This window comes from Pseudomonas rustica (genome assembly GCF_049959085.1).
Lineage (GTDB): Bacteria > Pseudomonadota > Gammaproteobacteria > Pseudomonadales > Pseudomonadaceae > Aquipseudomonas > Aquipseudomonas rustica.
Genome location: NZ_CP188200.1, coordinates 4,639,300 through 4,660,924 on the forward strand (window position 1 = coordinate 4,639,300; position 21,625 = coordinate 4,660,924).

Annotated in this window: 16 protein-coding genes; 7 read left to right on the forward strand and 9 right to left on the reverse strand. The window is 58.2% G+C overall.

Annotated features, from left to right (window positions below; translation table 11 throughout):
• Positions 1 to 179: 179 nt before the first annotated feature.
• From garD to kdgD, 4 genes are all read right to left on the reverse strand, one after another.
• Entirely contained in the window at positions 180 to 1,733 is a 1,554-nt protein-coding gene (gene garD, locus ACP3TY_RS21250) for a galactarate dehydratase (RefSeq protein ID WP_053117079.1), read from the reverse strand.
• An 11-nt stretch (positions 1,734 to 1,744) separates the two neighbouring features.
• On the reverse strand, positions 1,745 to 3,109 hold the full coding sequence (locus ACP3TY_RS21255) for an MFS transporter (protein ID WP_426618417.1): 1,365 nt from the start codon (positions 3,107 to 3,109) through the stop codon (positions 1,745 to 1,747).
• 289 nt (positions 3,110 to 3,398) lie between these two features.
• A complete protein-coding gene (locus ACP3TY_RS21260) occupies positions 3,399 to 4,844 on the reverse strand; it encodes an aldehyde dehydrogenase family protein (protein WP_159812144.1) in 1,446 nt (481 codons plus the stop codon).
• A 62-nt stretch (positions 4,845 to 4,906) separates the two neighbouring features.
• A complete protein-coding gene (kdgD, locus tag ACP3TY_RS21265) occupies positions 4,907 to 5,818 on the reverse strand; it encodes a 5-dehydro-4-deoxyglucarate dehydratase (RefSeq protein WP_093435890.1) in 912 nt (303 codons plus the stop codon).
• Between the two features lie 453 nt (positions 5,819 to 6,271).
• Here kdgD and ACP3TY_RS21270 point away from each other — a divergent pair, with 453 nt between their 5' ends.
• Positions 6,272 to 6,481 (forward strand): hypothetical protein, encoded by a 210-nt coding sequence (locus tag ACP3TY_RS21270; RefSeq protein WP_426618418.1) that lies wholly within the window; start codon positions 6,272 to 6,274, stop codon positions 6,479 to 6,481.
• Positions 6,482 to 6,490: 9 nt separating this feature from the next.
• Here the strand turns inward: ACP3TY_RS21270 and ACP3TY_RS21275 are convergent, their stop codons facing one another.
• The 4 genes from ACP3TY_RS21275 to ACP3TY_RS21290 all read right to left on the reverse strand — a co-directional run bounded on the left by ACP3TY_RS21275 (position 6,491) and on the right by ACP3TY_RS21290 (position 11,055).
• On the reverse strand, positions 6,491 to 7,240 hold the full coding sequence (locus ACP3TY_RS21275; RefSeq protein ID WP_177329666.1) for a FadR/GntR family transcriptional regulator: 750 nt from the start codon (positions 7,238 to 7,240) through the stop codon (positions 6,491 to 6,493).
• Positions 7,241 to 7,415: 175 nt separating this feature from the next.
• The gene (locus tag ACP3TY_RS21280) at positions 7,416 to 9,143 is read right to left on the reverse strand and encodes an ABC transporter ATP-binding protein/permease (protein ID WP_053117074.1); all 1,728 of its coding nucleotides are present in this window, start codon (positions 9,141 to 9,143) and stop codon (positions 7,416 to 7,418) included.
• A gap of 96 nt (positions 9,144 to 9,239) precedes the next feature.
• Positions 9,240 to 9,800 (reverse strand): response regulator transcription factor, encoded by a 561-nt coding sequence (locus ACP3TY_RS21285; protein WP_003221630.1) that lies wholly within the window; start codon positions 9,798 to 9,800, stop codon positions 9,240 to 9,242.
• Positions 9,793 to 11,055: an ATP-binding protein gene (locus ACP3TY_RS21290; protein ID WP_426618419.1), complete on the reverse strand. Its 1,263-nt coding sequence runs from the start codon at positions 11,053 to 11,055 to the stop codon at positions 9,793 to 9,795. The genes ACP3TY_RS21285 and ACP3TY_RS21290 overlap by 8 nt, the downstream gene beginning before the upstream one ends.
• 237 nt (positions 11,056 to 11,292) lie before the next feature.
• On the opposite strand from ACP3TY_RS21290, the gene ACP3TY_RS21295 reads away from it, so the two are divergent.
• Positions 11,293 to 12,009 carry an SIMPL domain-containing protein gene (locus ACP3TY_RS21295; RefSeq protein ID WP_212544079.1) on the forward strand — a complete coding sequence of 239 codons (717 nt, stop codon included), beginning with the start codon at positions 11,293 to 11,295 and terminating at the stop codon, positions 12,007 to 12,009.
• 419 nt (positions 12,010 to 12,428) lie between these two features.
• Here ACP3TY_RS21295 and ACP3TY_RS21300 read toward each other — a convergent pair whose 3' ends face one another.
• Entirely contained in the window at positions 12,429 to 12,617 is a 189-nt protein-coding gene (locus ACP3TY_RS21300; RefSeq protein WP_426618420.1) for a hypothetical protein, read from the reverse strand.
• Positions 12,618 to 13,751: 1,134 nt separating this feature from the next.
• Between ACP3TY_RS21300 and ACP3TY_RS21305 the strand changes: the two genes are divergently transcribed.
• The 5 genes from ACP3TY_RS21305 to ACP3TY_RS21325 all read left to right on the forward strand — a co-directional run bounded on the left by ACP3TY_RS21305 (position 13,752) and on the right by ACP3TY_RS21325 (position 21,624).
• Positions 13,752 to 15,377 carry an ABC transporter substrate-binding protein gene (locus tag ACP3TY_RS21305; RefSeq protein WP_159815357.1) on the forward strand — a complete coding sequence of 542 codons (1,626 nt, stop codon included), beginning with the start codon at positions 13,752 to 13,754 and terminating at the stop codon, positions 15,375 to 15,377.
• Positions 15,378 to 15,676: 299 nt separating this feature from the next.
• Entirely contained in the window at positions 15,677 to 17,275 is a 1,599-nt protein-coding gene (locus ACP3TY_RS21310; protein ID WP_426618421.1) for an ABC transporter substrate-binding protein, read from the forward strand.
• 174 nt (positions 17,276 to 17,449) lie between these two features.
• The gene (locus tag ACP3TY_RS21315; protein WP_426618422.1) at positions 17,450 to 18,868 is read left to right on the forward strand and encodes an OprD family porin; all 1,419 of its coding nucleotides are present in this window, start codon (positions 17,450 to 17,452) and stop codon (positions 18,866 to 18,868) included.
• Positions 18,869 to 18,944: 76 nt separating this feature from the next.
• The gene (locus ACP3TY_RS21320) at positions 18,945 to 20,540 is read left to right on the forward strand and encodes an ABC transporter substrate-binding protein (protein ID WP_426618423.1); all 1,596 of its coding nucleotides are present in this window, start codon (positions 18,945 to 18,947) and stop codon (positions 20,538 to 20,540) included.
• Between the two features lie 73 nt (positions 20,541 to 20,613).
• Positions 20,614 to 21,624, forward strand: a complete 1,011-nt coding sequence (locus ACP3TY_RS21325; RefSeq protein WP_053117067.1) for an ABC transporter permease subunit — start codon at positions 20,614 to 20,616, stop codon at positions 21,622 to 21,624.
• Position 21,625: the final 1 nt, after the last annotated feature.

Consider the following 21,625-nt stretch of genomic DNA (forward strand, 5'->3'; position numbering starts at 1 on the left):
GAGGGAGAGGGGACTGACCGGGGGATATTCAAAAAATCCGCCGACCTGAAATGACTTCGTTGAATCCATAATCAACTCGGTATTTCAGGTCGATGTATTGCGCAAGACAACTCGGTCGGCCCCCTCTCCCTCCGGGAGAGGTCTGGGGTGAGGGTAGCTTTTGCCCTACCCCAAAACCATCAGGTAATCGGCGCCGGGTTAAACAACGTAATGTCGTTATGCAGCTTGTGCTTCTCCGCCCACGTCTGCTGCTTGCCGCTCGCAACATCCAGATAGTAGTGAAACAACTCCCAACCCAATTCCTCAATCGTCGCGCGCCCGGTGGCAATCCGCCCGGCGTCGATATCAATCAGATCCGGCCAACGCTGCGCCAGCTCCGTGCGCGTCGACACTTTCACCACCGGCGCCATCGCCAATCCGTACGGCGTACCCCGCCCCGTGGTGAACACATGCAAATTCATCCCGGCCGCCAACTGCAGCGTCCCGCAGACAAAATCACTCGCCGGCGTCGCGCAGAAAATCAGCCCCTTCTGCTTGAACCGCTCACCCGGGCCGAGCACGCCATTGATCGCGCTGCTGCCGGATTTGACGATCGAACCCAGCGACTTCTCGACGATGTTCGACAACCCGCCCTTCTTGTTGCCCGGCGTGGTGTTGGCGCTGCGATCCGCCTCGCCCTTGGCCAGATAACGGTCGTACCAGTCCATTTCGCGCACCAGTTCTTCGGCGACGGTTTTGGTTTCGGCACGAGAGGTCAGCAGATAAATCGCATCACGCACTTCGGTGACTTCGGAAAACATCACCGTGGCCCCCGCGCGCAACAACAAGTCGGAGGCATAACCCAGCGCCGGGTTGGCGGTGATCCCGGAGAACGCATCGCTGCCGCCGCACTGCATGCCGAGGATCAACTCGGACGCCGGCACGGTTTCGCGGCGGCGCTGGTCGAGTTTCTTCAAACGGACTTCAGCCAGTTGCATGATCTGCTCGATCATCTCGGTGAAACCGTGACTGGAATCCTGCAAGCGATACAGCCACGGATCACTGAGATCGACCGACGCATCGTCCTCGTGCATCACCTGCCCGGCCTGCAATTTCTCGCAGCCCAGACTGATCACCAACGCCTCGCCGCCGAGGTTCGGGTTGCGCGCCAGATTGCGCACGGTGCGAATCGGGATGTAAGCGTCGGTGGCGGTGATCGCCACGCCGCAGCCGTAACTGTGGGTCAGCGCCACCACGTCATCGACGTGCGGGTACTTCGGCAGCAGCTCATCCTTGATGCGTTTCACCGCGTGATCGAGCACGCCGGTGACGCACTGCACGGTCGTAGTAATGCCGAGAATATTGCGCGTGCCGACGGTGCCGTCAGCATTGCGATAACCCTCGAAGGTGAAGCCTTCCAGCGGTGCCTGCGCGTCCGGCACGTCGGTGGACAGCGGCAAGCTGTCCAGTGGCGGCGCGGTCGGCATGCGCAGTTGATCTTCCTTGACCCAACTGCCCCGGCGGATCGGCTGCAACGCGTAGCCAATCACCTGACCGTAGCGAATCACCTGACCGCCCTCGGCAATGTCTTCGAGGGTGATCTTGTGGCTCTGCGGCACGAATTCCACGGTCACCAGACCATCGGCAAATTCAGTGCCGGCCGGTGCGCCCTGGTCGTTGACCACGACCACCACATTATCCCGCTCGTGCAGGCGGATGTGGCGCGGCGAGTCGGAATGTTCAATCAGCTGCATGACGCCGCTCCTCAGGAATGCGCTTGAGACAATTTACCGCTGGCTTCAACACCGCCGTTGGTTGGCGGCTCTTTGAGTACCACACGTTTGATCGGGCCAACGATGACCAGATAGCTGAACACCGCCACCAGTGCGTTGGCACCGACGAACACCAGCGCCCACTTGAACGAACCGGTGGAGCTGATGATGTAGCCAATCACGATCGGTGTGGTAATCGAAGCAATGTTGCCGAAGGTGTTGAACAGGCCGCCGCTCAGACCGGCAATCTGTTTTGGTGAGGTGTCGGAGACCACCGCCCAACCCAGTGCGCCAACGCCTTTGCCGAAGAAGGCCAGGGCCATGAAGCCGACGACCATCCATTCCACATCAACATAGTTGCAGGCGACGATGCTGCTGGACACCAGCAGACCAGCGATGATCGGCGCTTTGCGGGCGAAGGTCAGCGAGTGGCCCTTGCGCAGCAGGTAATCGGAAATCACCCCGCCGAGCACGCCGCCAATGAAGCCGCAGATCGCCGGCAACGAGGCGATGAAACCGGCCTTGAGAATGGTCATGCCACGCTCTTGCACCAAGTACACCGGGAACCAGGTCAGGAAGAAATAGGTGATGCCGTTGATGCAGTATTGCCCCAGATACACGCCGAGCATCATGCGATTGGTCAGCAACTGACGGATGTAATCCCATTTCGGGCCGTCGGTTTTTTTGCCTTGCTTGACGTCCATGTCGACCATGCCGCCGTTGTCGGCGATGAACTGCACTTCCGCTTCGTTGGCCAGCGGGTGTTGGCGCGGGCTGTGGATAACCTTCAACCAGATCGCCGAGAAGACGATCCCGAACAGGCCCATGACAATGAACACGTGCTCCCAACCGAAGGAGTACACGATCCAGCCCATCAGCGGCGCGAACAACACGGTGGCAAAATATTGCGCCGAGTTGAAGATCGCCGACGCGGTACCGCGCTCAGCGGTCGGGAACCACGCCGCTACGATGCGTGCGTTGCCCGGGAACGATGGCGCTTCAGCCAGACCAACGAGGAAGCGCAGCATAAACAGCGCAACGATCGCCGTGGACATGCCGAACTCACCGACAAAGCCTTGCAGCACGGTGAACAGCGACCAGGTGAAAATGCTCAGGGCGTAAACTTTTTTCGAGCCGAAACGATCGAGCAGCCAGCCACCAGGAATTTGCCCGGCCACGTAGGCCCAACCGAATGCAGAGAAGATGTAGCCGAGGGTGACCGCGTCGATGCCGAGGTCTTTTTGCAGGCTGGAGCCGGCGATGGCGATCGTGGCGCGGTCGGCGTAGTTGATCGTGGTCACGAGGAACAGCATGAGCAAGATCAAATAGCGGACGTGAGTCGGCTTGGACGATTGCATGTAGATGTACTCCCACTGATTATTTTTATGCGCGGGTGAATCTTCTTTGGTGCCCGGTTTTCCGGGTGTCCCTGTATTACGGGATGTCCGTATTTCGGGTTCCCTGTATTACGGGATGTCCGTATTTCGGGTTTCCTGTATTACGGGATGTTCGTATTTCGGGTTCCCTGTAGGAGCTGCCGAAGGCTGCGATCTTTTGATCTTGTTTTTAAGATCAGGATCAAAAGATCGCAGCCTGCGGCAGCTCCTACAGGGATTGCGGTGTCAGGGTCGACACCGCGTGCTGCATTCAGGAGCCGATGTAGCTGGTTTTCACCACGGTGTAGAACTCCTGGGCATAGCGGCCTTGCTCACGTGAGCCATAGGATGAACCTTTACGGCCACCGAACGGAACGTGGTAATCGACGCCGGCGGTCGGCAAGTTGACCATCACCATCCCGGCCTGCGAGTGACGTTTGAAGTGGTTGGCGTACTTCAGCGAGGTGGTAGCAATACCCGCCGACAGACCGAACTCGGTGTCGTTGGCCATCGCCAGCGCTGCGTCGTAATCGGCCACCCGAACGATGTTGGCCACCGGCCCGAAGATCTCTTCACGGCTGATGCGCATCGACGCTTCGCTGTCGGCAAACAGCGTTGGCGCGAGGAAGTAGCCTTCGGTATCGCAAGTCACCAGACCTCCGCCGCTGACCAGACGCGCACCTTCGGACTGACCGATGTCGATGTACTTCATGTCCTGTTCAAGCTGTGCTTGCGAAACCACTGGACCGATGTCGGTGCCGGATTTCAGCGCGTGACCGACTTTGATCGACTTCATGCGCTCGGCCATCGCTTCGACAAATTTGTCGTGAATCCCGGCGGTGACAATCAAGCGGCTCGACGCGGTGCAACGCTGACCGGTGGAGTAAAACGCGCTCTGTACCGACAGCTCGACCGCTTGTTTGAGGTCGGCGTCGTCGAGAATGATCTGCGGGTTTTTGCCGCCCATTTCCAGCTGCACTTTCGCCTGACGCGACACGCAGTTAACGGCGATCTGACGACCCACCCCCACCGAACCGGTGAAGCTGATGCCGTCGACTTTCGGGCTCTGCACCAGCGCATCGCCCACCACACGACCGCTGCCCATCACCAGGTTGAACACGCCGGCCGGGAAGCCCGCGCGGGAGATGATTTCGGCCAGTGCCCAAGCGCAACCCGGCACCAGATCGGCCGGTTTCAGCACGACACAGTTGCCGTAGGCCAGCGCCGGAGCAATCTTCCACGCCGGAATCGCGATCGGGAAGTTCCACGGGGTGATCAGACCGACCACACCCAGCGCTTCGCGGGTGACTTCGACGTTGACGCCCGGGCGCACCGACGGCACGTAGTCGCCAGACAGACGCAGGCATTCACCGGCGAAAAATTTGAAAATGTTGCCGGCGCGCGTTACTTCGCCGATGGCTTCGGGCAGGGTCTTGCCCTCTTCCCGCGCCAGCAAGGTGCCGAGTTCTTCGCGACGAGCGAGGATTTCCGTGCCGACTTTATCCAGCGAATCGTGACGGGCCTGAATGCCCGATGTCGACCAGTTCGGGAACGCAGCGCGCGCCGCGTCGATGGCCGCATGAACCTGAGTCAGATCAGCCTTGGCGTAGTCGCCGATGGTGTCGCTCAATTCGGACGGGTTGATGTTAGCCGAGTAATCGGCACCGGCAACCCATTCACCGTTGATGTAATTGTCGTAACGCTTGGAATCAGTCACAGCCTTTTCTCCTCTCGACGCAAAAGCCGCTGATTGCTCAGCGGCCTCGGTTTGTTCGGGGGTTATTGCGCACCTTGCTTGTCGATCAGCGCGGCGAGCATTTCGTACTCTTCGCCGGTCAGGTCGGTCAGCGGTGCGCGCACCGGGCCGGCGTCATAGCCAGCGATTTTGGCGCCGGCCTTGACGATGCTCACGGCGTAACCGGCCTTGCGGTTGCGGATGTCGAGGTACGGCAGGAAGAAGTCGTCGATGATCTTGCCGACGGTGGCGTGATCTTCGCGAGCGATCGCGTGGTAGAAATCCATCGCGGTTTTCGGAATGAAGTTGAACACCGCCGAGGAGTAAACCGGCACGCCCAGCGCCTTGTAGGCAGCGGCGTAGACTTCGGCGGTCGGCAAGCCACCGAGGTAGCTGAAGCGATCACCGAGGCGGCGTCGGATCGACACCATCAACTCGATATCGCCCAGACCGTCCTTGTAACCGATCAGGTTCGGGCAGCGCTCGGCCAGACGTTCCAGCAGCGGCGCGTTGAGGCGGCAAACGTTGCGGTTGTAGACGACCACACCGATGTTGACCGATTTGCACACCGCTTCAACGTGTGCGGCAACGCCGTCCTGACTGGCTTCGGTCAGGTAGTGCGGCAGCAACAGCAAGCCTTTGGCGCCCAGACGCTCGGCTTCCTGTGCGTATTCGATGGCCTGACGGGTCGAACCGCCGACACCGGCGAGAATCGGCACGCTGGTTTCGCAAGTGTCGACGGCAGTCTTGATGATTTCCGAATATTCGCTGGCGGCCAGGGAGAAGAACTCACCGGTGCCGCCCGCTGCGAACAGAGCCGAAGCGCCGTACGGGGCCAGCCATTCCAGACGCTTGATGTAGCCCGCACGGTTGAAATCACCCTGCGCATTGAAATCGGTAACCGGGAAGGACAGCAGGCCGGCAGAGAGGATGGACTTCAGTTCTTGTGGATTCATTATTCGAACACCCTGGGTAGCAATATTGTTGTGATTGTCACGTTCAGCCTTCGCTGAAGTTGTAGGTCATCGTACAACTTAAAAGATAACCGTCAACTGCATTTCATCGTTGTGGGTGGTTTTTTGTCGGACAGGATTGCTTTTATCGTTATTGAAGGCCGTGGCAGAGCCCTCGAGCAACCATGGAGAAAAGTTAATAGAGCGGAGGTAAGGAGAGATGTTGTCCTAAGACTGAAAAATCTATGACGGCGGCTGGCCCCATCGCGAGCAGGCTCACTCCCACATTGGAACGCATTTCAAGGTAGGAGTGAGCCTGCTCGCGATGGCGATTTCAGGACGATGCAAAGGCGTCAGAAAGCATGACCATTCGTCGAAACTGGTACTTCTTACAGGTGCCGGCTTCTGAAAAAGCAGGCCGAATCGGAGAAATTTCCAGCCCAGGAAGCCCCCGACATGAAGACCATGCATCGCTTCAACTTCTCTCCCGATTCACGAGTTGCTCCGCTGGAGATCCCCCGAGAATTCGACCTGCACGTTCAGATCAACGACTTTGTCGAATTCGAAGCTCTGCCCGATCAACGCTTTGTCATTGTCGAAAAAACCTTCAAATTACTGTTCGACGGACAAATCGAGTACATCGACTATGAAGCCGATGAGCTTTGATCTTTCCCTTTATCCCCGCTGCGCCTGCGCCTCTTCATGAGCCTGGCGCAGCCTTTCGCGGCTGTTGGTCAGATGCAACCGCATCGCCGCTCTCGCTGCATCGGAATCCTGCCGGGCAATCGCCTGATAAATCTCTTCATGCTCGCGGCTGACGCGATTCATGTAGTGCTGCTGATCGTCATGGGCCAGACGTGCTGAGTTCAGCCGCGTGCGCGGAATGATGCTGGTGCCGAGGTGGGTCATGATGTCGGTGAAGTAGCGGTTGCCGGTCGACAGCGCGATTTCCAGGTGGAAGGCGAAATCGGACGCGACGGCATCGCTGGCGTGGGCGACGCTGTCGTTCAGTGCATCGAGGGCGGCGCGCATGGTTGCCAGTTGCTCCGGACTGCGGCGTTGCGCGGCGAGGCCGGCGGACTCGACTTCGAGGCTGATGCGCAATTCGAGAATCGCCAATACGTCACGCAAGGTGACGACGGTGGCCGGATCGATGCGAAAGCCGCTCGGGCTCGGTGTGTCGAGGACAAACGTGCCGATGCCGTGGCGGGTTTCCACTTGCCCGGCGGCTTGCAGACGGGAGATCGCCTCGCGCACCACGGTGCGGCTGACGCCGTGCTCCTGCATGATCGCCGACTCGGTGGGCAACTTATCGCCCCGTTTGAGCAGACCGTCACGGATCTGCTCGGTCAGCACCGTCACCAGTTCCTGTGCCAGGCTGCGGCGCTTGCGCGGGAAGCGTGGGGTGTCGATCAGGTTTTCCATGGTCTGCATTTTGTCTCGAAAATTCGGCTTGAGGCCATCATAGCTCAAGCGGGTTGTACGATCACTGTCAACGCGACCTCCTTGTAAGAGCTGCCGAAGGCTGCGATCTTTTGATTTTATGGATCAAGATCAAAAGATCGCAGCCTCCGGCAGCTCCTACAAGGGCTCCGGGGGGTCAGGCGGTGACGGGTTGCTCCACCAGATGGCCGCTGTCGATGCGTACATGTCTAGGGTGAAAGCGTTTCAGGCTGCTGCGGTGGCCGACGCTGACAATGCTCAGCCCCGGCAATTGATCGATCAACGCCTGATACAACGTCGCCTCATCCTCTTCATCCATCGCCGATGTGGCTTCGTCCATGTACAGCCAATGCGGCGCATAAAGCAGCGCGCGGGCGAAGGCCAGTCGTTGCTGCTCACCCGGCGACAGCATGCGCTGCCAGTGATTGGCTTCGTCCAGTCGCGCCACCAGATGCGGCAAGCGGCAGGTTTCCAGCACCTCGGCATAACGCTCAGGCGCGTAGGTCTCGCTCGGTTGTGGATAACTCAATGCTTCGCGCAACGTGCCGATCGGCAGATACGGTTTTTGCGGCAGGAACAGGTAACGCGCCGCCGGCAGACGAATGTTGCCGTGCCCCGCTGGCCACAAATGTCCCATCGCGCGCAGCAGTGTCGATTTACCACTGCCGGAACGCCCGCTCAGCATCACTCGATCACCCGGTTCAACGGTCATGTCGGCGCTGGTCAGCAGATGACGACCGTCGGCCAGATCCAGACCGAGGTTGTGCACCTTCAATTCGCTGCCCTGATTCTGCACATCGATCGCAGGCTTGCGCTCTTCGTTATCGGTCATCGCCTGGCGGAAACTCAGCAGACGATCACACGTGGCGCGCCACGAAGCGAGGCTCTGATAGGCACTGATGAACCAGCTGAAACTCTCCTGCACGTTGCCGAACGCCGAGCTGATCTGCATCAGCTCACCGAGCTCGATCTTGCCGGCAAGGTAACGCGGCGAAGCGACAATAAACGGGAAAATGATCGCCGCCTGGCTGTAACCGGCGGTGAAGAACGTCAGGCGCTTGGACACTTTCATGATGTCCCAGAAGTTGTGCCAGACATTGCCGAAGCGCCCGCTCAAGCGACGATTTTCATTTGGTTCGCCGTTGTACAACGCGATGCTTTCAGCATTCTCACGAATCCGCACCATGGAAAAACGCAGGTCGGCTTCGAAACGTTGTTGTTGGTTGTTCAGGCCGATCAAGCGACGACCGATCAAATGCGTCAGCCAACTGCCGACGATCGCGTAAACCAGCACACACCAGAACATGTAGCCGGGAATGGTCACGCCATAGACTTCGATACTGCCCGACACGCCCCACAAAATGATCGAGAACGACACCAGACTGACAATATTGCGCAGCAGGCCGATGCCTAGCTCGAGGGTGTTGGAAGTGAAGTTATTGAGGTCTTCAGAAATCCGCTGATCCGGGTTATCGGTATAACCGCCCTGCTCCAGCTGGTAGTAATTCTTGTCGGAAAGCCAACGCGAGAAATGCTTTTCGGTGAGCCAGGCCCGCCAGCGAATCGTCAGCATCTGCGTCAGATACAGCCGATACACCGCGCCGATAATCGCCACGGCGGCAATGCCGCAGAAGTACAGAATCAATTGCCAAAACGCCGCCTCGTCTTTCTTTTGCAGCGCGTTATAAAAGTCTTTGTACCAGGTGTTGAACCACACCGAGATGCCCACGCTGAGCAGCGAGAGCGCAATCACGGCAATCAACAGCGTCCAGGCCTTGCCCTTCTCTTCACTGCGCCAATACGGCGTGATGATCGCCCACACCTTGCGAAAAAACTGCCCGCGCACAGCATCGTTGACCGCGGAATATTCAGCGTTCTGATTCATGGAAAAGGCTCGATATAGAAAAGAACAGACACGCACCGATCATAGTTGATCGGTGCGTTTTATCGCGAGGGCTGGCGATAGTCGTTCAGCGCAGGTTCAGCGACGAACCGGGCGCTTCTGCAGTTTGCGCTGCAGGGTGCGGCGGTGCATGCCCAGGGCGCGGGCAGTGGCGGAGATGTTGCCTTCGTGTTCGGTGAGCACGCGCTGGATGTGTTCCCACTGCAGCCGGTCGACCGACATCGGGTTTTCCGGCACCAGACTGTCGAGGTCGGCGTGCTCGGAGAGCAGCGCGGCCAGCACGTCGTCGGCGTCGGCCGGTTTGCACAGGTAGTTGCAGGCGCCGCGTTTGATCGCTTCGACCGCGGTGGCAATGCTCGAGTAACCGGTGAGGATCACCACGCGCATTTCCGGATCCAGCTCCAGCAGCTTGGGCAGCAGCACCAGACCGGAGTCGCCGTCCATTTTCAGGTCGAGCGCAGCGTAGTCCGGCAGATCGGCCTGGGCGATGGTCAGGCCTTCTTCGGCGGAACCGGCGGTGCTGACGCGAAAGCCACGGCGAGCCATGGCGCGGGCCATGACGCGGGTGAATGTTGCGTCGTCATCGACCAGCAGCAAATGCGGCAGTTCTTCGCCTTCGACTTGGATTTCGTCACTCATGTTGGTCTCCTCGGGCGCCGTGGGGCAGGCGCAGCTCGGTGAGCGTGCCGCCTTCCTCATGACTATAGAGTTTCACTGAGCCGCCTGCGCGTGTCACGCTGGCCTTGCTCAAAAACAGGCCCAGGCCGAAACCTTTGCCCTTGGTGGTAAAAAACGGTTTGCCGATCTGCTCGGCGATGGCCAGCGGCACACCGGCGCCGTGGTCACGAATACTGATGGTGACGTCTTCGGCATCCCAATCCAAGGTTACCTGAAGGTTTTCCGGGCAGGCGTCGGCGGCGTTGTTCAGCAGATTGAGCAGCGCCTGGGTCAAATCCGGCGGCGGTGCCATGCGCGGCACCGTGCCTTGGCCGAGACGATGGAAACGGTAACTTGCCTCGGGACGCATCAGGTGCCAGCGATTGAGTGCCTCGTCGAGCCAGTCGGTGACGTCTTGCATATCGATCGCCAGACGACGATTGGCTTCGGCGGCGCGCACCAGTTGCTGCAGGGTTTCCTTGCAGAGTTTGACCTGATCTTGCAGCACTTTCAGATCGTCCTGCAGCAGTGGATTGGGGTGATCCTGCTGCATCTCTTTGAGCAGCACGCTCATGGTCGCCAGCGGCGTGCCGAGTTCATGGGCAGCGCCGGCGGCTTGCGTCGCAACAGCGAGCAGCTGTTGATCGCGCAGACCTTCTTCACGGCGAATCGCTCGCAGTTCCTCCTGACGACGCAGCTCTTCGGCCATGCGCGCAGCGAAGAAGGTGATGACCGCAGCGGCGAGTGCGAAGCTCAGCCACATGCCGTAGACCTGCAGGTTTTCACGGGCGATCGGCAAGGTTTCCAGCGGATAGAACCGCGTCAGCATCACCGTGTACAAGGCCAGCGCGATACCCGACAGCACCACCGAATAACGCCATGGCAGCGTCACCGCAGCGATGGTCAGCGGCACCAGATAATAGGAAACGAACGGGTTGGTCGAACCGCCGGAGAAATACAGCAGCGCACTGTGGATCACCAGATCACAGGCCAGTTGCAGCGCGTATTCGAGCTCGGTCACCGGCCACGAGGTGCGCAGGCGCACGGCGGTGAACACGCAGAGCAGCGTCGAGCAGCCGAGGGTCATCGCCAGTTGCACCCACGGCAACGGCAACAGCTGCAGCCAGTAGGCCAAGCCTACGGAGCCAGCCTGCGCGGCGAGCACCAAGGTGCGGATGAACGTCAACCGCCAGAGGTTCTGGCGAGTGGCGGAAGTCAGTTGTACGGGGGCGAGCATGAGCTCTCCTGATGAGCGCTCCAGGCGGATCGCACGGAGTATAACCAAGCCGCGGGCTTGAGAGGCGAAAGTGCGGCAAACGACCACACCACCTCAGCGGCGAGTTACAAGCCTCAAGCTGCAAGTAAAAGCTTTTGGCTTGCAGCTTGAGGCTTGCAACTTGAAGCTGCTTTCTGGAGTCTGATGGTTTCACGCAGGCCCCCGAACCATCACCTGCGCCCTCATCAAGGAGCTTTCATGCACACATTTCGCCGCAGCGCCGCCCTTCTCGCCCTGACCGTCGGCAGCGTCGCCAGCCTCCCGGCCCTGGCCGCCGATGAGCTGCACTACAACCAGATCTCCCTGCGCGCCGAAGTCAGCACGGAAGTCGCCCGCGACCTGATGATCGTCACCCTCTACACCGAAGAACAAAACACCGACCCGGCCAAACTCGCCGCCGACATCAGCACCGCCATGAACAAGGCCCTCGGCCAGGCCAAACAAGTCAAAGACATCACCCTGCGCCAGGGCAGCCGCAACAGCTACCCGATCTACGACACCAAAGGCCAAAAGATCACCGGCTGGCGTGAACGCGCCGAACTGCGCCTGGAAAGCTCCGACTTCGCCGCCCTGTCCAAACTCACCGGCGAACTTTTGGGCGACCTGAAAATGGGCGGCATGGACTTCGCCATCGCCGACCCGACCCGCAAGGCCAGCGAAGACAAACTCCTCAAAGAAGCCGTCACCGCCTTCAAAAACCGCGCCCAACTGGCCACCGACGCACTCGGCGGCAAGGGCTACAAAATCGTCAACCTGAACCTCAACAGCAACGGTTACCCACAACCGTACCTGCGCGCCCCGATGATGATGAAAGCGGCGGCGATGGATGCAGCGCCGGTGACGCCGGAAGTTGAAGCGGGCACAAGCCAGGTCAGCATGACGGCGGATGGCGCGATTGAAGTATTGATGCAGTGATTTGATTTTGGGTTGAATGAAAAACCGGCGATCAGCAGTGATTGCCGGTTTTTTATCGTTGAGACATTGAGCAACCCGTCGCGATTGAAAGGACACTCAGTTAGTGGCTTAAACCAACAAAGAGATAAACTCTATCCGCGCAAGCTACCTTTTACCAAGCGACGATCGACGATCGATTTGCGCTTTCGCGTCACGTAACGTTTTATCCAACCCTCCTAAGGGTTCCCCGTTCGGGTGGCACGCTTGAAAAGAGCTCGCCTGGTATTGCGGGTCATACTCTCTAATCAAGTAACCCTTGTATTCGATATCTTTCGGATAAGCCATGACCATTCCTCTCTCTATTAATAAAATTCCAATACAAAACCTCATATCCAATCTTAATCACCCTGCATTAACGGCTGGGCTGCCTGACAACAAAGTCAGCCATCCGGACGGCCGCTGTACGCGCGGCTAGCATCAATCAGGTGCTCGACCTCGACTTTAGATTTGCAAAGACCTGTAAATGGCCGGCCGTCCGAATAAAACCCTTGAAAATGATCACCGACATCGCTTGGATTATTTTCATGAATCTTAAAGCCTTTGTATTCAGTAATAATTGGGTAAGTCATATCATCTCTTCCTGTAGATGCTCTGTAATCGCAGTGGCATTCAACCCAACATCAGAAAATCCGTCTACTGTCAGAAGTAACAGGCAGCCGTCGAAATACGTAAAGTTCGGAGAACCATTCGAAATAAATATCTTCGGTTTTATATTTAAAAACAGTGAGCGAAAGTAAGTCCTTCCAGTGCACTAGAGTCTGAACGCGCCCCTGAAACGCGGATGCAAACTTAAACAGCCAAAAGCAAACCCTCACCCTAGCCCTCTCCCTGAGGGAGAGGGGACTGATCGGGGTGTATGGGCGAGGTACGCCGACGTGAGATATCGAGTCGAACTCAGATTTTGAGAAGCCCACCATCGGCCCCCTCTCCCTCGAGAGAGGGCTGGGGGTGAGGGGCGATTCCAACGAAGATCAAAAGATCGCAGCCTTCGGCAGCTCCTACATGAAATCGCGGAAAACCCACGCCAACCACTAGGCCGAGTGTCAGCTCGCCTGCTTTTGATTTTGATCCTAGAGCCCGTCGGGAGGCTGAGCGGGAGGGATTCATACGGGGAAAGCATCGAGAGGAGGTGCAGCGAAGCAAACCGTAGGCGATGCCCCCGGATGAACCCGGAGCGAAGGAACCCGAGCCTTAGCGAGGGCCGGACGTCAGGGCACAGACCTTTTGGTTACTTTTGGGGCGTTTGCCAAAAGTGACCCGCCGTAAGGGCGGAACCATAATCCGCAACACCCGAAGAACCGGATATTCACCCAAGGCGCTACCAAAAGAAGCACCCCCAGTTGCACCCAGTACAACCTCCAAAAAATCCACAACCCAACCCCCACCAAGCCCCCACCCAAACCTCAGAAAAATCCTACAAAAACCAACAGTATAAATAAGTAACACCCAGCCCCACCCCGGCGCACACAACGTGACCAACGCACCGTTTTGGGGCTCCATTTGCACCGTAAAAAACCCGCGCAAACGGTCAAATGCGTCAAAACTTACACAGATGCGACATTAAGGTACGTACGTGCCACCGTTTAACGCTCGCACACACTCTGGATCTTGCAATGGGTATGGCCCCTGCATAAGTATCCGCAGGCACGACTCACGAGGTCGTACCTCACTACTAAAAAATGACAACAAATCATGAGGCCAACATGCTTAAACACGCGGTCATTCCGTTTCTAGTCGGCGCAGGCTTGTTAGCCTCCGCACCTTTCGCATCCGCTGCGACTAACCTGGTGTTCTGCTCCGAAGGCAGCCCGGCCGGTTTCGACCCGGGCCAGTACACCACCGGAACCGACTTCGACGCCTCAGCTGAAACCATGTTCAACCGTCTGACCCAGTTCGAACGCGGCGGCACTGCTGTGATTCCTGGTCTAGCGACCAAGTGGGACATCTCCGACGATGGCCTCACTTACACCTTCCACCTGCGTGAAGGCGTCAAGTTCCACACCACCCCGTATTTCAAGCCGACTCGTGAGTTCAACGCCGACGACGTGCTGTTCACCTTTAATCGCATGATTAACAAGGATGACCCGTTCCGTAAGGCGTACCCGACCGAATTCCCGTACTTCACCGACATGGGGATGGACACCAACATCACCAAGATCGATAAAGTCGACGACCACACCGTCAAGTTCACCCTGAAAGAAGTCGACGCCGCGTTCATCCAGAACATGGCCATGAGCTTCGCTTCGGTGCAATCCGCCGAGTACGCTGCCCAGCTGCTCAAGGAAGGCAAAGCCGCCGACATCAACCAGAAGCCGATCGGCACTGGCCCGTTCGTGTTCAAGAGCTACCAGAAAGACTCCAACATCCGCTACACCGGGAACAAAGACTACTGGAAGCCTGAAGACGTGAAGATCGACAACCTGATCTTCGCCATCACCACCGACCCGTCGGTACGTATTCAGAAGCTGAAAAAGAACGAGTGCCAGGTCACCCTGTTCCCGCGTCCGGCCGACCTGAAAGCGCTGAAAGAAGATCCAGCACTGAAGATGCCTGACCAGGCGGGTTTCAACCTGGGTTACATCGCCTACAACGTGATGGACAAAGTCAAAGGCAGCAACGAAGCAAACCCGCTGGCTGACCTGCGCGTGCGTCAGGCGCTGGACATGGCTGTGAACAAGCCACAGATCATCGATTCGGTTTACCAGGGCGCAGGCCAATTGGCCGTCAACGCCATGCCGCCGACGCAGTGGTCTTACGACACCACCATCAAAGATGCCAAATACGATCCTGAGAAAGCCAAACAGCTGCTCAAGGAAGCCGGCGTCAAGGAAGGTACCGAGATCGTTCTGTGGGCGATGCCGGTTCAGCGTCCATACAACCCGAACGCCAAACTGATGGCCGAAATGCTCCAGTCCGACTGGGCCAAGATCGGCTTGAAAGTGAAGATCACCAGCTACGAGTGGGGCGAGTACATCAAGCGCTCCAAAGGTGGCGAGAACCAGGCCATGATCATTGGCTGGAGCGGTGACAATGGTGATCCGGACAACTGGCTGAACGTGCTGTTCGGCTGCGACTCGCTCAGCGGCAACAACTTCTCCAAGTGGTGCGACAAGAAGTTCGACGGCCTCGTCAAAGAAGCCAAGCGCACAACCGACCAAGGTAAGCGCACCGAACTGTACAAAGAGGCACAACACGTCCTCAAAGATGCAGTCCCAATGACACCTATCGCTCACTCGACGGTGTACCAACCCATGCGCGCCAACGTGCAGGACTTCAAGATCAGCCCATTCGGCTTGAATTCCTTCTACGGCGTCAGCGTCAGCAAATAAGGCACTGCAGCGGCGACGTTTATGACGTCGCCGCTGTTTTACCTGCCGGGAAGTTAGGAATTTGCCTACAGCCGATTCCGCTGCAGACACCTGCAGTGGCGGGGCCGCGTCGCCTTTTCCTACGAGGTTTTCAGGCTTTTACGCATTTACTGCCAGGCCCACGGCTAATACCGTCGGGTTCTGACCAGTTTCTGTGTGGGCCACCGGTTTGCCGTACGTATTGGATTGAGCTCAATGCGACCACAACGTTTCAGGACGAGACGCGGCGCATTGCACAACACTAAAAAAGAGGGAGCGTCATGCGCCATACCTTGGTTTTTTCCGCATTGCTGGGCGCCGGCCTGATGGCCGCTACGTCCGCGAGTTTCGCCGCCAGCAAAAGTCTGGTGTTCTGCTCTGAAGGCAGCCCCGCGGGTTTCGACACCGCGCAATACACCACGGCCACCGATAACGATGCCGCCGAACCGATCTACAACCGTCTGGTCGAGTTCGAAAAAGGCGCGACCAATGTCGTACCGGGTCTGGCCACCAAGTGGGACATTTCCGAGGATGGTCTCAAGTACACGTTTCACTTACGTGAAGGTGTGAAATTTCATACAACGCCGTACTTCAAGCCGACCCGCGATTTCAACGCCGACGACGTGCTGTTCACGTTTAATCGCATGCTTGATCCACAGCAGCCATTCCGTAAGGCTTATCCGACCGAGTTCCCGTATTTCAACGGGATGAGCCTGAACAAGAACATCGCCAAGGTCGAGAAGACCGGGCCGCTGACCGTGGAGTTCACGCTCAACAGCGTCGACGCCGCGTTCATCCAGAACCTCGCCATGAGCTTCGCTGCCGTTCTGTCCGCCGAATACGCCGACAAACTGCTGGCCGACGGCAAACCGAGCGACATCAACCAGAAGCCAATCGGCACCGGGCCGTTCGTGTTCAAGAGCTATCAGAAAGACTCGAACATCCGCTTCACCGGCAACAAGCAGTACTGGGATCCGAGCCGGGTCAAACTCGACAACCTGATTTTCGCGATCAACACCGACGCCTCCGTGCGCGTGCAGAAGCTCAAGGCTGACGAGTGCCAGATCACCCTGCATCCGCGTCCGGCCGATGTCGACGCGCTGAAGAACGATCCGAAACTGCAACTGATCTCCAAACCGGGTTTCAACCTCGGTTACATCGCCTACAACGTCCGCCACAAGCCGTTCGATCAGCTCGAAGTGCGTCAGGCATTGGACATGGCGGTGAATAAACAAGGGATTCTCAACGCTGTTTATCAAGGCGCCGGCCAATTGGCCGTCAACGCCATGCCACCCACCCAGTGGTCTTACGACGACAGCATCAAAGACGCCGCCTACAACCCGGAAAAAGCCAAAGAGCTGCTCAAGGCTGCGGGCGTCAAGGAAGGCACCGAAATCACCCTGTGGGCGATGCCGGTGCAGCGTCCGTACAACCCGAACGCCAAACTGATGGCCGAAATGCTCCAGGCTGACTGGGCCAAGATCGGTCTGAAAGTGAAGATCGTCAGCTACGAATGGGGCGAGTACATCAAGCGCACCAAGAATGGCGAGCACGACGTCAGCCTGATTGGCTGGACCGGCGACAACGGTGATCCCGACAACTGGCTCGGCACGCTGTACAGCTGCGACGCCATTGGCGGCAACAACTACTCCATGTGGTGCGATCCGGCGTACGACAAGCTGATCAAACAGGCCAAGGTCGTCACCGACCGCGACCAGCGCACCGTTCTCTATAAACAGGCTCAGCAGTTGCTGAAACAGCAAGTGCCGATCACGCCTGTCGCCCACTCGACGGTCAACCAGCCGCTGAGCACGAAAATCGAAGGGTTCAAGGTGAGCCCCTTCGGACGCAACGTTTTCTCGGGTGTCAGCATCGATTAACCCAACCGATTAGCCGCAACGCTGAGGGGCCCGTCTAGCCCCTCACGCAAGCGCTTTGCCGAAATTCGCCAATCAGGCATTTGGCAAACGTTTGCGATGTGTGAATGAGTTCTAAACCAATAACCGGCCAACCCAAAAAAGCCGGCATAAAAAGAAAGTAAAGGAGCTTCACCCATGAAACTGAGCAGCACCGCGATACTGGCCTTGGCCATAAGCAGCATCACCGCAACCGCTTATGCGGAAACCCAGAGCCAGGCGTTCACCCCGGTGACGATCAACGACAAGAGCGCCCAGGCGGAAGCCACCGGTTTCGTCGAAGGTCAATCGATCAGCGGTTCGACCCGTAACTGGTACGCCAACGAGCAACTGAAGCGTGGCGCCAAGTTCGCCTACAAAAAGGACGGTCAACTGGCTGAGACTGATCGCCGGATCAACTGGGTTCAGGGCACCATCGTCAAGTACAACTCGGGCTTCACCGAGGGTACTGTCGGTTTCAGCACTGAAATCGCGGCCTACAACGCCCTCGCGCTGGAGCGTGATCGCGAGAACCTGGCCTCCGGTAACGGTGGCGCGCCGAAAACCGGCCCGGCCTCCGGTAACAACCGTACCCTGACCCATAAAGACAACGGCGAAGCGGTTGATCAGTGGAGCAAACTGGGTCTGGCCAACATCAAGGCGCGTGTTTCCAACACCACCCTGACCGCCGGCCGCATGAACTTCAGCAGCCCGCAAGTCGACGTGATCGGTAACCGTGCCCTGCCTTCGAGCTTCGAAGGTGTCGCGATCCACAGCGAAGAGCTCAACAACCTGGCATTCGACGTGGCGACCTTCGACCGCGTCTCGCCACGTTCGGAACAGAGCCTGCAAAAATTCCGCACCGAGTACGGTAACGGCCGGGTGGAGTCCGATCACGTCAAGACCGCCGGTATTTCCTACCAGCCATTCGCCAGCCTGACCACCAGCCTCTGGGGCACGCAGGCCGAAGACATCTGGAACCAGTACTACTTCGGCGCCACGCACGTATTGGGCGACAGCTCGGTACTGAGCCTGACCACCGGCCTGAACTACTACAAAACCGTCGACGAAGGCAAAAAGCTGCTGGGCGAAATCGACAACGATACCTACTCGCTGTCGTTCGGCCTGACTCACCTGGCCCACACCCTGACTTTCTCGTATCAGGAAGTGAACGGTAACGAGTACTTCGACTACCTGCACGAAACCAACGGCATCTACCTGGCCAACTCCCTGCTGTCCGACTTCAACGGCCCGAACGAGAAATCCTTCCAGGTTTCCTACGGCATCAACATGGCCGAATACGGCGTGCCAGGCCTGAAGTTCAACATCTACCAGGCGCGCGGCTGGGGCATCGACGGCACTCACTACAAGGGTGGCGGTTACGACGGCGTGCAGGCGATGGACGGCGAAACCCACTATGAATACGGCATCGGTGCAACCTACGCGGTACAGAGCGGCCCGCTCAAAGCCACCACGGTTCGCGGCACTTACACCGCTCACCGTGCCAGCGAAAACCAGGCTGACGGCAGCATCAACGAGTTCCGTCTGGTGACCACCATTCCGTTCAACATTCTGTAAAACGCCTGCCGACGGCTGACTCATGATGAGTCGGCCGTTCGGCTTTTTGTCTTCAACCGATTGCAGAGGGTTATCGATGAAAATGCTTCCCCTACGTGCGGCCATCGCGGCTGCGTTGCTGAGTGTCGCTGTTGGCGTCTCGGCCAAACCCCTAGTCGTCTGCACCGAAGCCAGCCCGGAAGGCTTCGATATGGTTCAGTACACAACTGCAGTCACGGCAGACGCTGTGGCCGAAACCATCTTCAACCGCCTGGCCGATTTCAAACCCGGCAGCACTGAAGTGATCCCGGCGCTCGCCGAATCCTGGGACATCAGCGAAGACGGTCTGACGTACACCTTCCATCTGCGCAAAGGCGTCAAATTTCACACCACCGAATACTTCAAGCCGACCCGCGACATGAACGCCGACGATGTGGTCTGGAGCTTCCAGCGTCAGCTGGATCCGAATCACCCGTGGCACAAACTGTCGAGCGTGGGCTTCCCGTACTTTGAAAGCATGGGCTTCAAAGAACTGCTCAAAAGCGTAGAAAAAGTCGACGACAACACGGTCAAGTTCACCCTGACCCGCCGCGAAGCGCCATTCCTGGCCGACATCGCGATGGCGTTCTCCTCGATCTACCCGGCCGAATACGCCGACCAGTTGCTCAAGGCCAACAAGACCGGCAACCTGAACAGCAAGCCGATCGGCACCGGCCCGTTCATCTTCCAGCGTTACGCCAAAGATGCGCAGGTACGTTTCAAGGCCAACCCGGACTACTTCCGTGGCAAGCCGCCAGCCGACGCGTTGATTCTGGCGATCGCCATCGACAACAACGTGCGCCTGCAAAAACTCAAGGCCAACGAGTGCCAGGTCACGCTATACCCGAAACCGGATGACATCCCGAGCATCAAGAAAGACAGCAATCTGAAAGTCGACGAACTGGACGCAATGACCGTTGCCTACATCGCCTTGAACACTCAGCACAAGTACATGAGTGACGTGCGGGTGCGTAAAGCGATCGACATTGCCTTCGACAAGGAAGCCTACGTCAACGCTGTGTTCGGCAAGGGCAACGCTACCGTAGCGGTCAACCCATACCCGCCGACCTTGCTCGGCTACAACCACGACCTGAAAAACCCGCCTCGCGACCTCGACAAGGCCCGCGCCCTGCTGAAGGAAGCCGGAGTACCGGAAGGCACCGTGTTTACCCTGTTTACCCGTAACGGCGGCGGCCCGACCAACCCGAATCCGATGCTCGGCGCGCAAATGATGCAGGCTGATCTGGCGAAAGTCGGGATCAAAATCGACATCCGCGTGATGGAATGGGGCGAAATGCTTAAACGCGCCAAGAACGGCGAGCACGACATGGTGTCTGCCGGATGGGCGGGTGACAACGGCGACCCGGATAACTTCCTGACGCCTATGCTCAGTTGTGAAGCGGCCAAGAACGGCGAAAACTATGCACGTTGGTGCAACGAGAAATTCCAGGCACTGCTGGATGAAGCACGGGCTAAAGTAGATCCGGCCGAACGCGCCGCGCTCTACGAACAGGCGCAAGTGCTGTTTAATCAGGATCAGCCATGGATCAGCATGGCCCACACCAGGATGTTCACGGCAATGCGCAACAACGTAGAGGGTTATCAAATCAGCCCTCTCACAACCAATAACTTCGCCACCACCCAGGTGAAGTAGATAAGAAACTCCCCGCGTCCCTGACCCCAGGGACGCCGGGCACGCCTAACCGGCTGATGAGGTACTACACAAGATGTTTAGTTTTATTGCCCGCCGACTGGGGTTATTGATCCCCACGTTTTTCGGCATCACCTTGCTGACCTTCGCGTTGATTCGCATGATCCCTGGCGACCCCGTGGAAGTGATGATGGGCGAACGTCGGGTCGACCCCGAAATGCACGCTCAGGCAATGGAACGCCTAGGTCTGAACAAACCGTTGTATGCCCAGTATCTGGACTACATCGGTAAACTGGCTCAAGGCGATCTCGGTGAATCCCTGCGCACGCGCACCAGCGTATGGACCGAGTTCTCCTCTCTATTCCCGGCGACCCTGGAACTGTCCATGGCCGCCCTGCTGTTCGCCGGCATTCTCGGCCTTCTGGCCGGGGTGATTGCGGCACTCAAGCGAGGATCCCTGTTCGACCATGGGGTGATGGGCATCTCCCTCGCGGGGTATTCGATGCCGATCTTCTGGTGGGGCCTGATCCTCATCATGTTCTTCTCGGTGAGCCTGGGCTGGACGCCGGTTTCCGGGCGGATCGACCTGCTCTACGACATCGAGCCGCGCACCGGTTTCATGCTGATCGACACGCTGCTGGCCGATGACGTCGGGGCGTTCTTCGACGCGCTGCATCACCTGATCCTGCCGGCCATCGTGCTCGGCACCATTCCGCTGGCGGTGATCGCGCGGATGACCCGTTCGTCGATGCTCGAAGTACTGCGCGAAGACTACATCCGCACCGCCAAGGCCAAAGGCCTGTCGCCGTCGCGCGTGGTGTTCGTCCACGGTCTGCGTAACGCGCTGATTCCGGTACTCACCGTGGTCGGCCTGCAAGTCGGCACGCTGCTGGCCGGTGCAGTCCTGACCGAAACCATTTTCTCCTGGCCCGGCATCGGTAAATGGCTGATCGAAGCCATCGGCGCCCGGGACTACCCGGTTGTGCAAAACGGCATCCTGTTAATCGCCTGCCTGGTGATTCTGGTCAACTTCGTAGTGGACATCCTCTACGGCTTTGCCAACCCACGCATCCGTCATCAGCGCTGAG

Coding starts and splice junctions, on each gene's coding strand:
- ACP3TY_RS21295 (WP_212544079.1), top strand. CDS start 11,293: ATGCACACATTTCGCCGCAGCGCCGCCCTTCTCGCCCTGACCGTCGGC.
- ACP3TY_RS21280 (WP_053117074.1), bottom strand. CDS start 9,143: ATGAATCAGAACGCTGAATATTCCGCGGTCAACGATGCTGTGCGCGGG.
- ACP3TY_RS21285 (WP_003221630.1), bottom strand. CDS start 9,800: ATGAGTGACGAAATCCAAGTCGAAGGCGAAGAACTGCCGCATTTGCTG.
- ACP3TY_RS21315 (WP_426618422.1), top strand. CDS start 17,450: ATGAAACTGAGCAGCACCGCGATACTGGCCTTGGCCATAAGCAGCATC.
- ACP3TY_RS21300 (WP_426618420.1), bottom strand. CDS start 12,617: ATGACTTACCCAATTATTACTGAATACAAAGGCTTTAAGATTCATGAA.
- ACP3TY_RS21255 (WP_426618417.1), bottom strand. CDS start 3,109: ATGCAATCGTCCAAGCCGACTCACGTCCGCTATTTGATCTTGCTCATG.
- ACP3TY_RS21305 (WP_159815357.1), top strand. CDS start 13,752: ATGCTTAAACACGCGGTCATTCCGTTTCTAGTCGGCGCAGGCTTGTTA.
- ACP3TY_RS21290 (WP_426618419.1), bottom strand. CDS start 11,055: ATGCTCGCCCCCGTACAACTGACTTCCGCCACTCGCCAGAACCTCTGG.
- ACP3TY_RS21275 (WP_177329666.1), bottom strand. CDS start 7,240: ATGGAAAACCTGATCGACACCCCACGCTTCCCGCGCAAGCGCCGCAGC.
- garD (WP_053117079.1), bottom strand. CDS start 1,733: ATGCAGCTGATTGAACATTCCGACTCGCCGCGCCACATCCGCCTGCAC.
- ACP3TY_RS21310 (WP_426618421.1), top strand. CDS start 15,677: ATGCGCCATACCTTGGTTTTTTCCGCATTGCTGGGCGCCGGCCTGATG.
- ACP3TY_RS21325 (WP_053117067.1), top strand. CDS start 20,614: ATGTTTAGTTTTATTGCCCGCCGACTGGGGTTATTGATCCCCACGTTT.
- kdgD (WP_093435890.1), bottom strand. CDS start 5,818: ATGAATCCACAAGAACTGAAGTCCATCCTCTCTGCCGGCCTGCTGTCC.
- ACP3TY_RS21270 (WP_426618418.1), top strand. CDS start 6,272: ATGAAGACCATGCATCGCTTCAACTTCTCTCCCGATTCACGAGTTGCT.
- ACP3TY_RS21320 (WP_426618423.1), top strand. CDS start 18,945: ATGAAAATGCTTCCCCTACGTGCGGCCATCGCGGCTGCGTTGCTGAGT.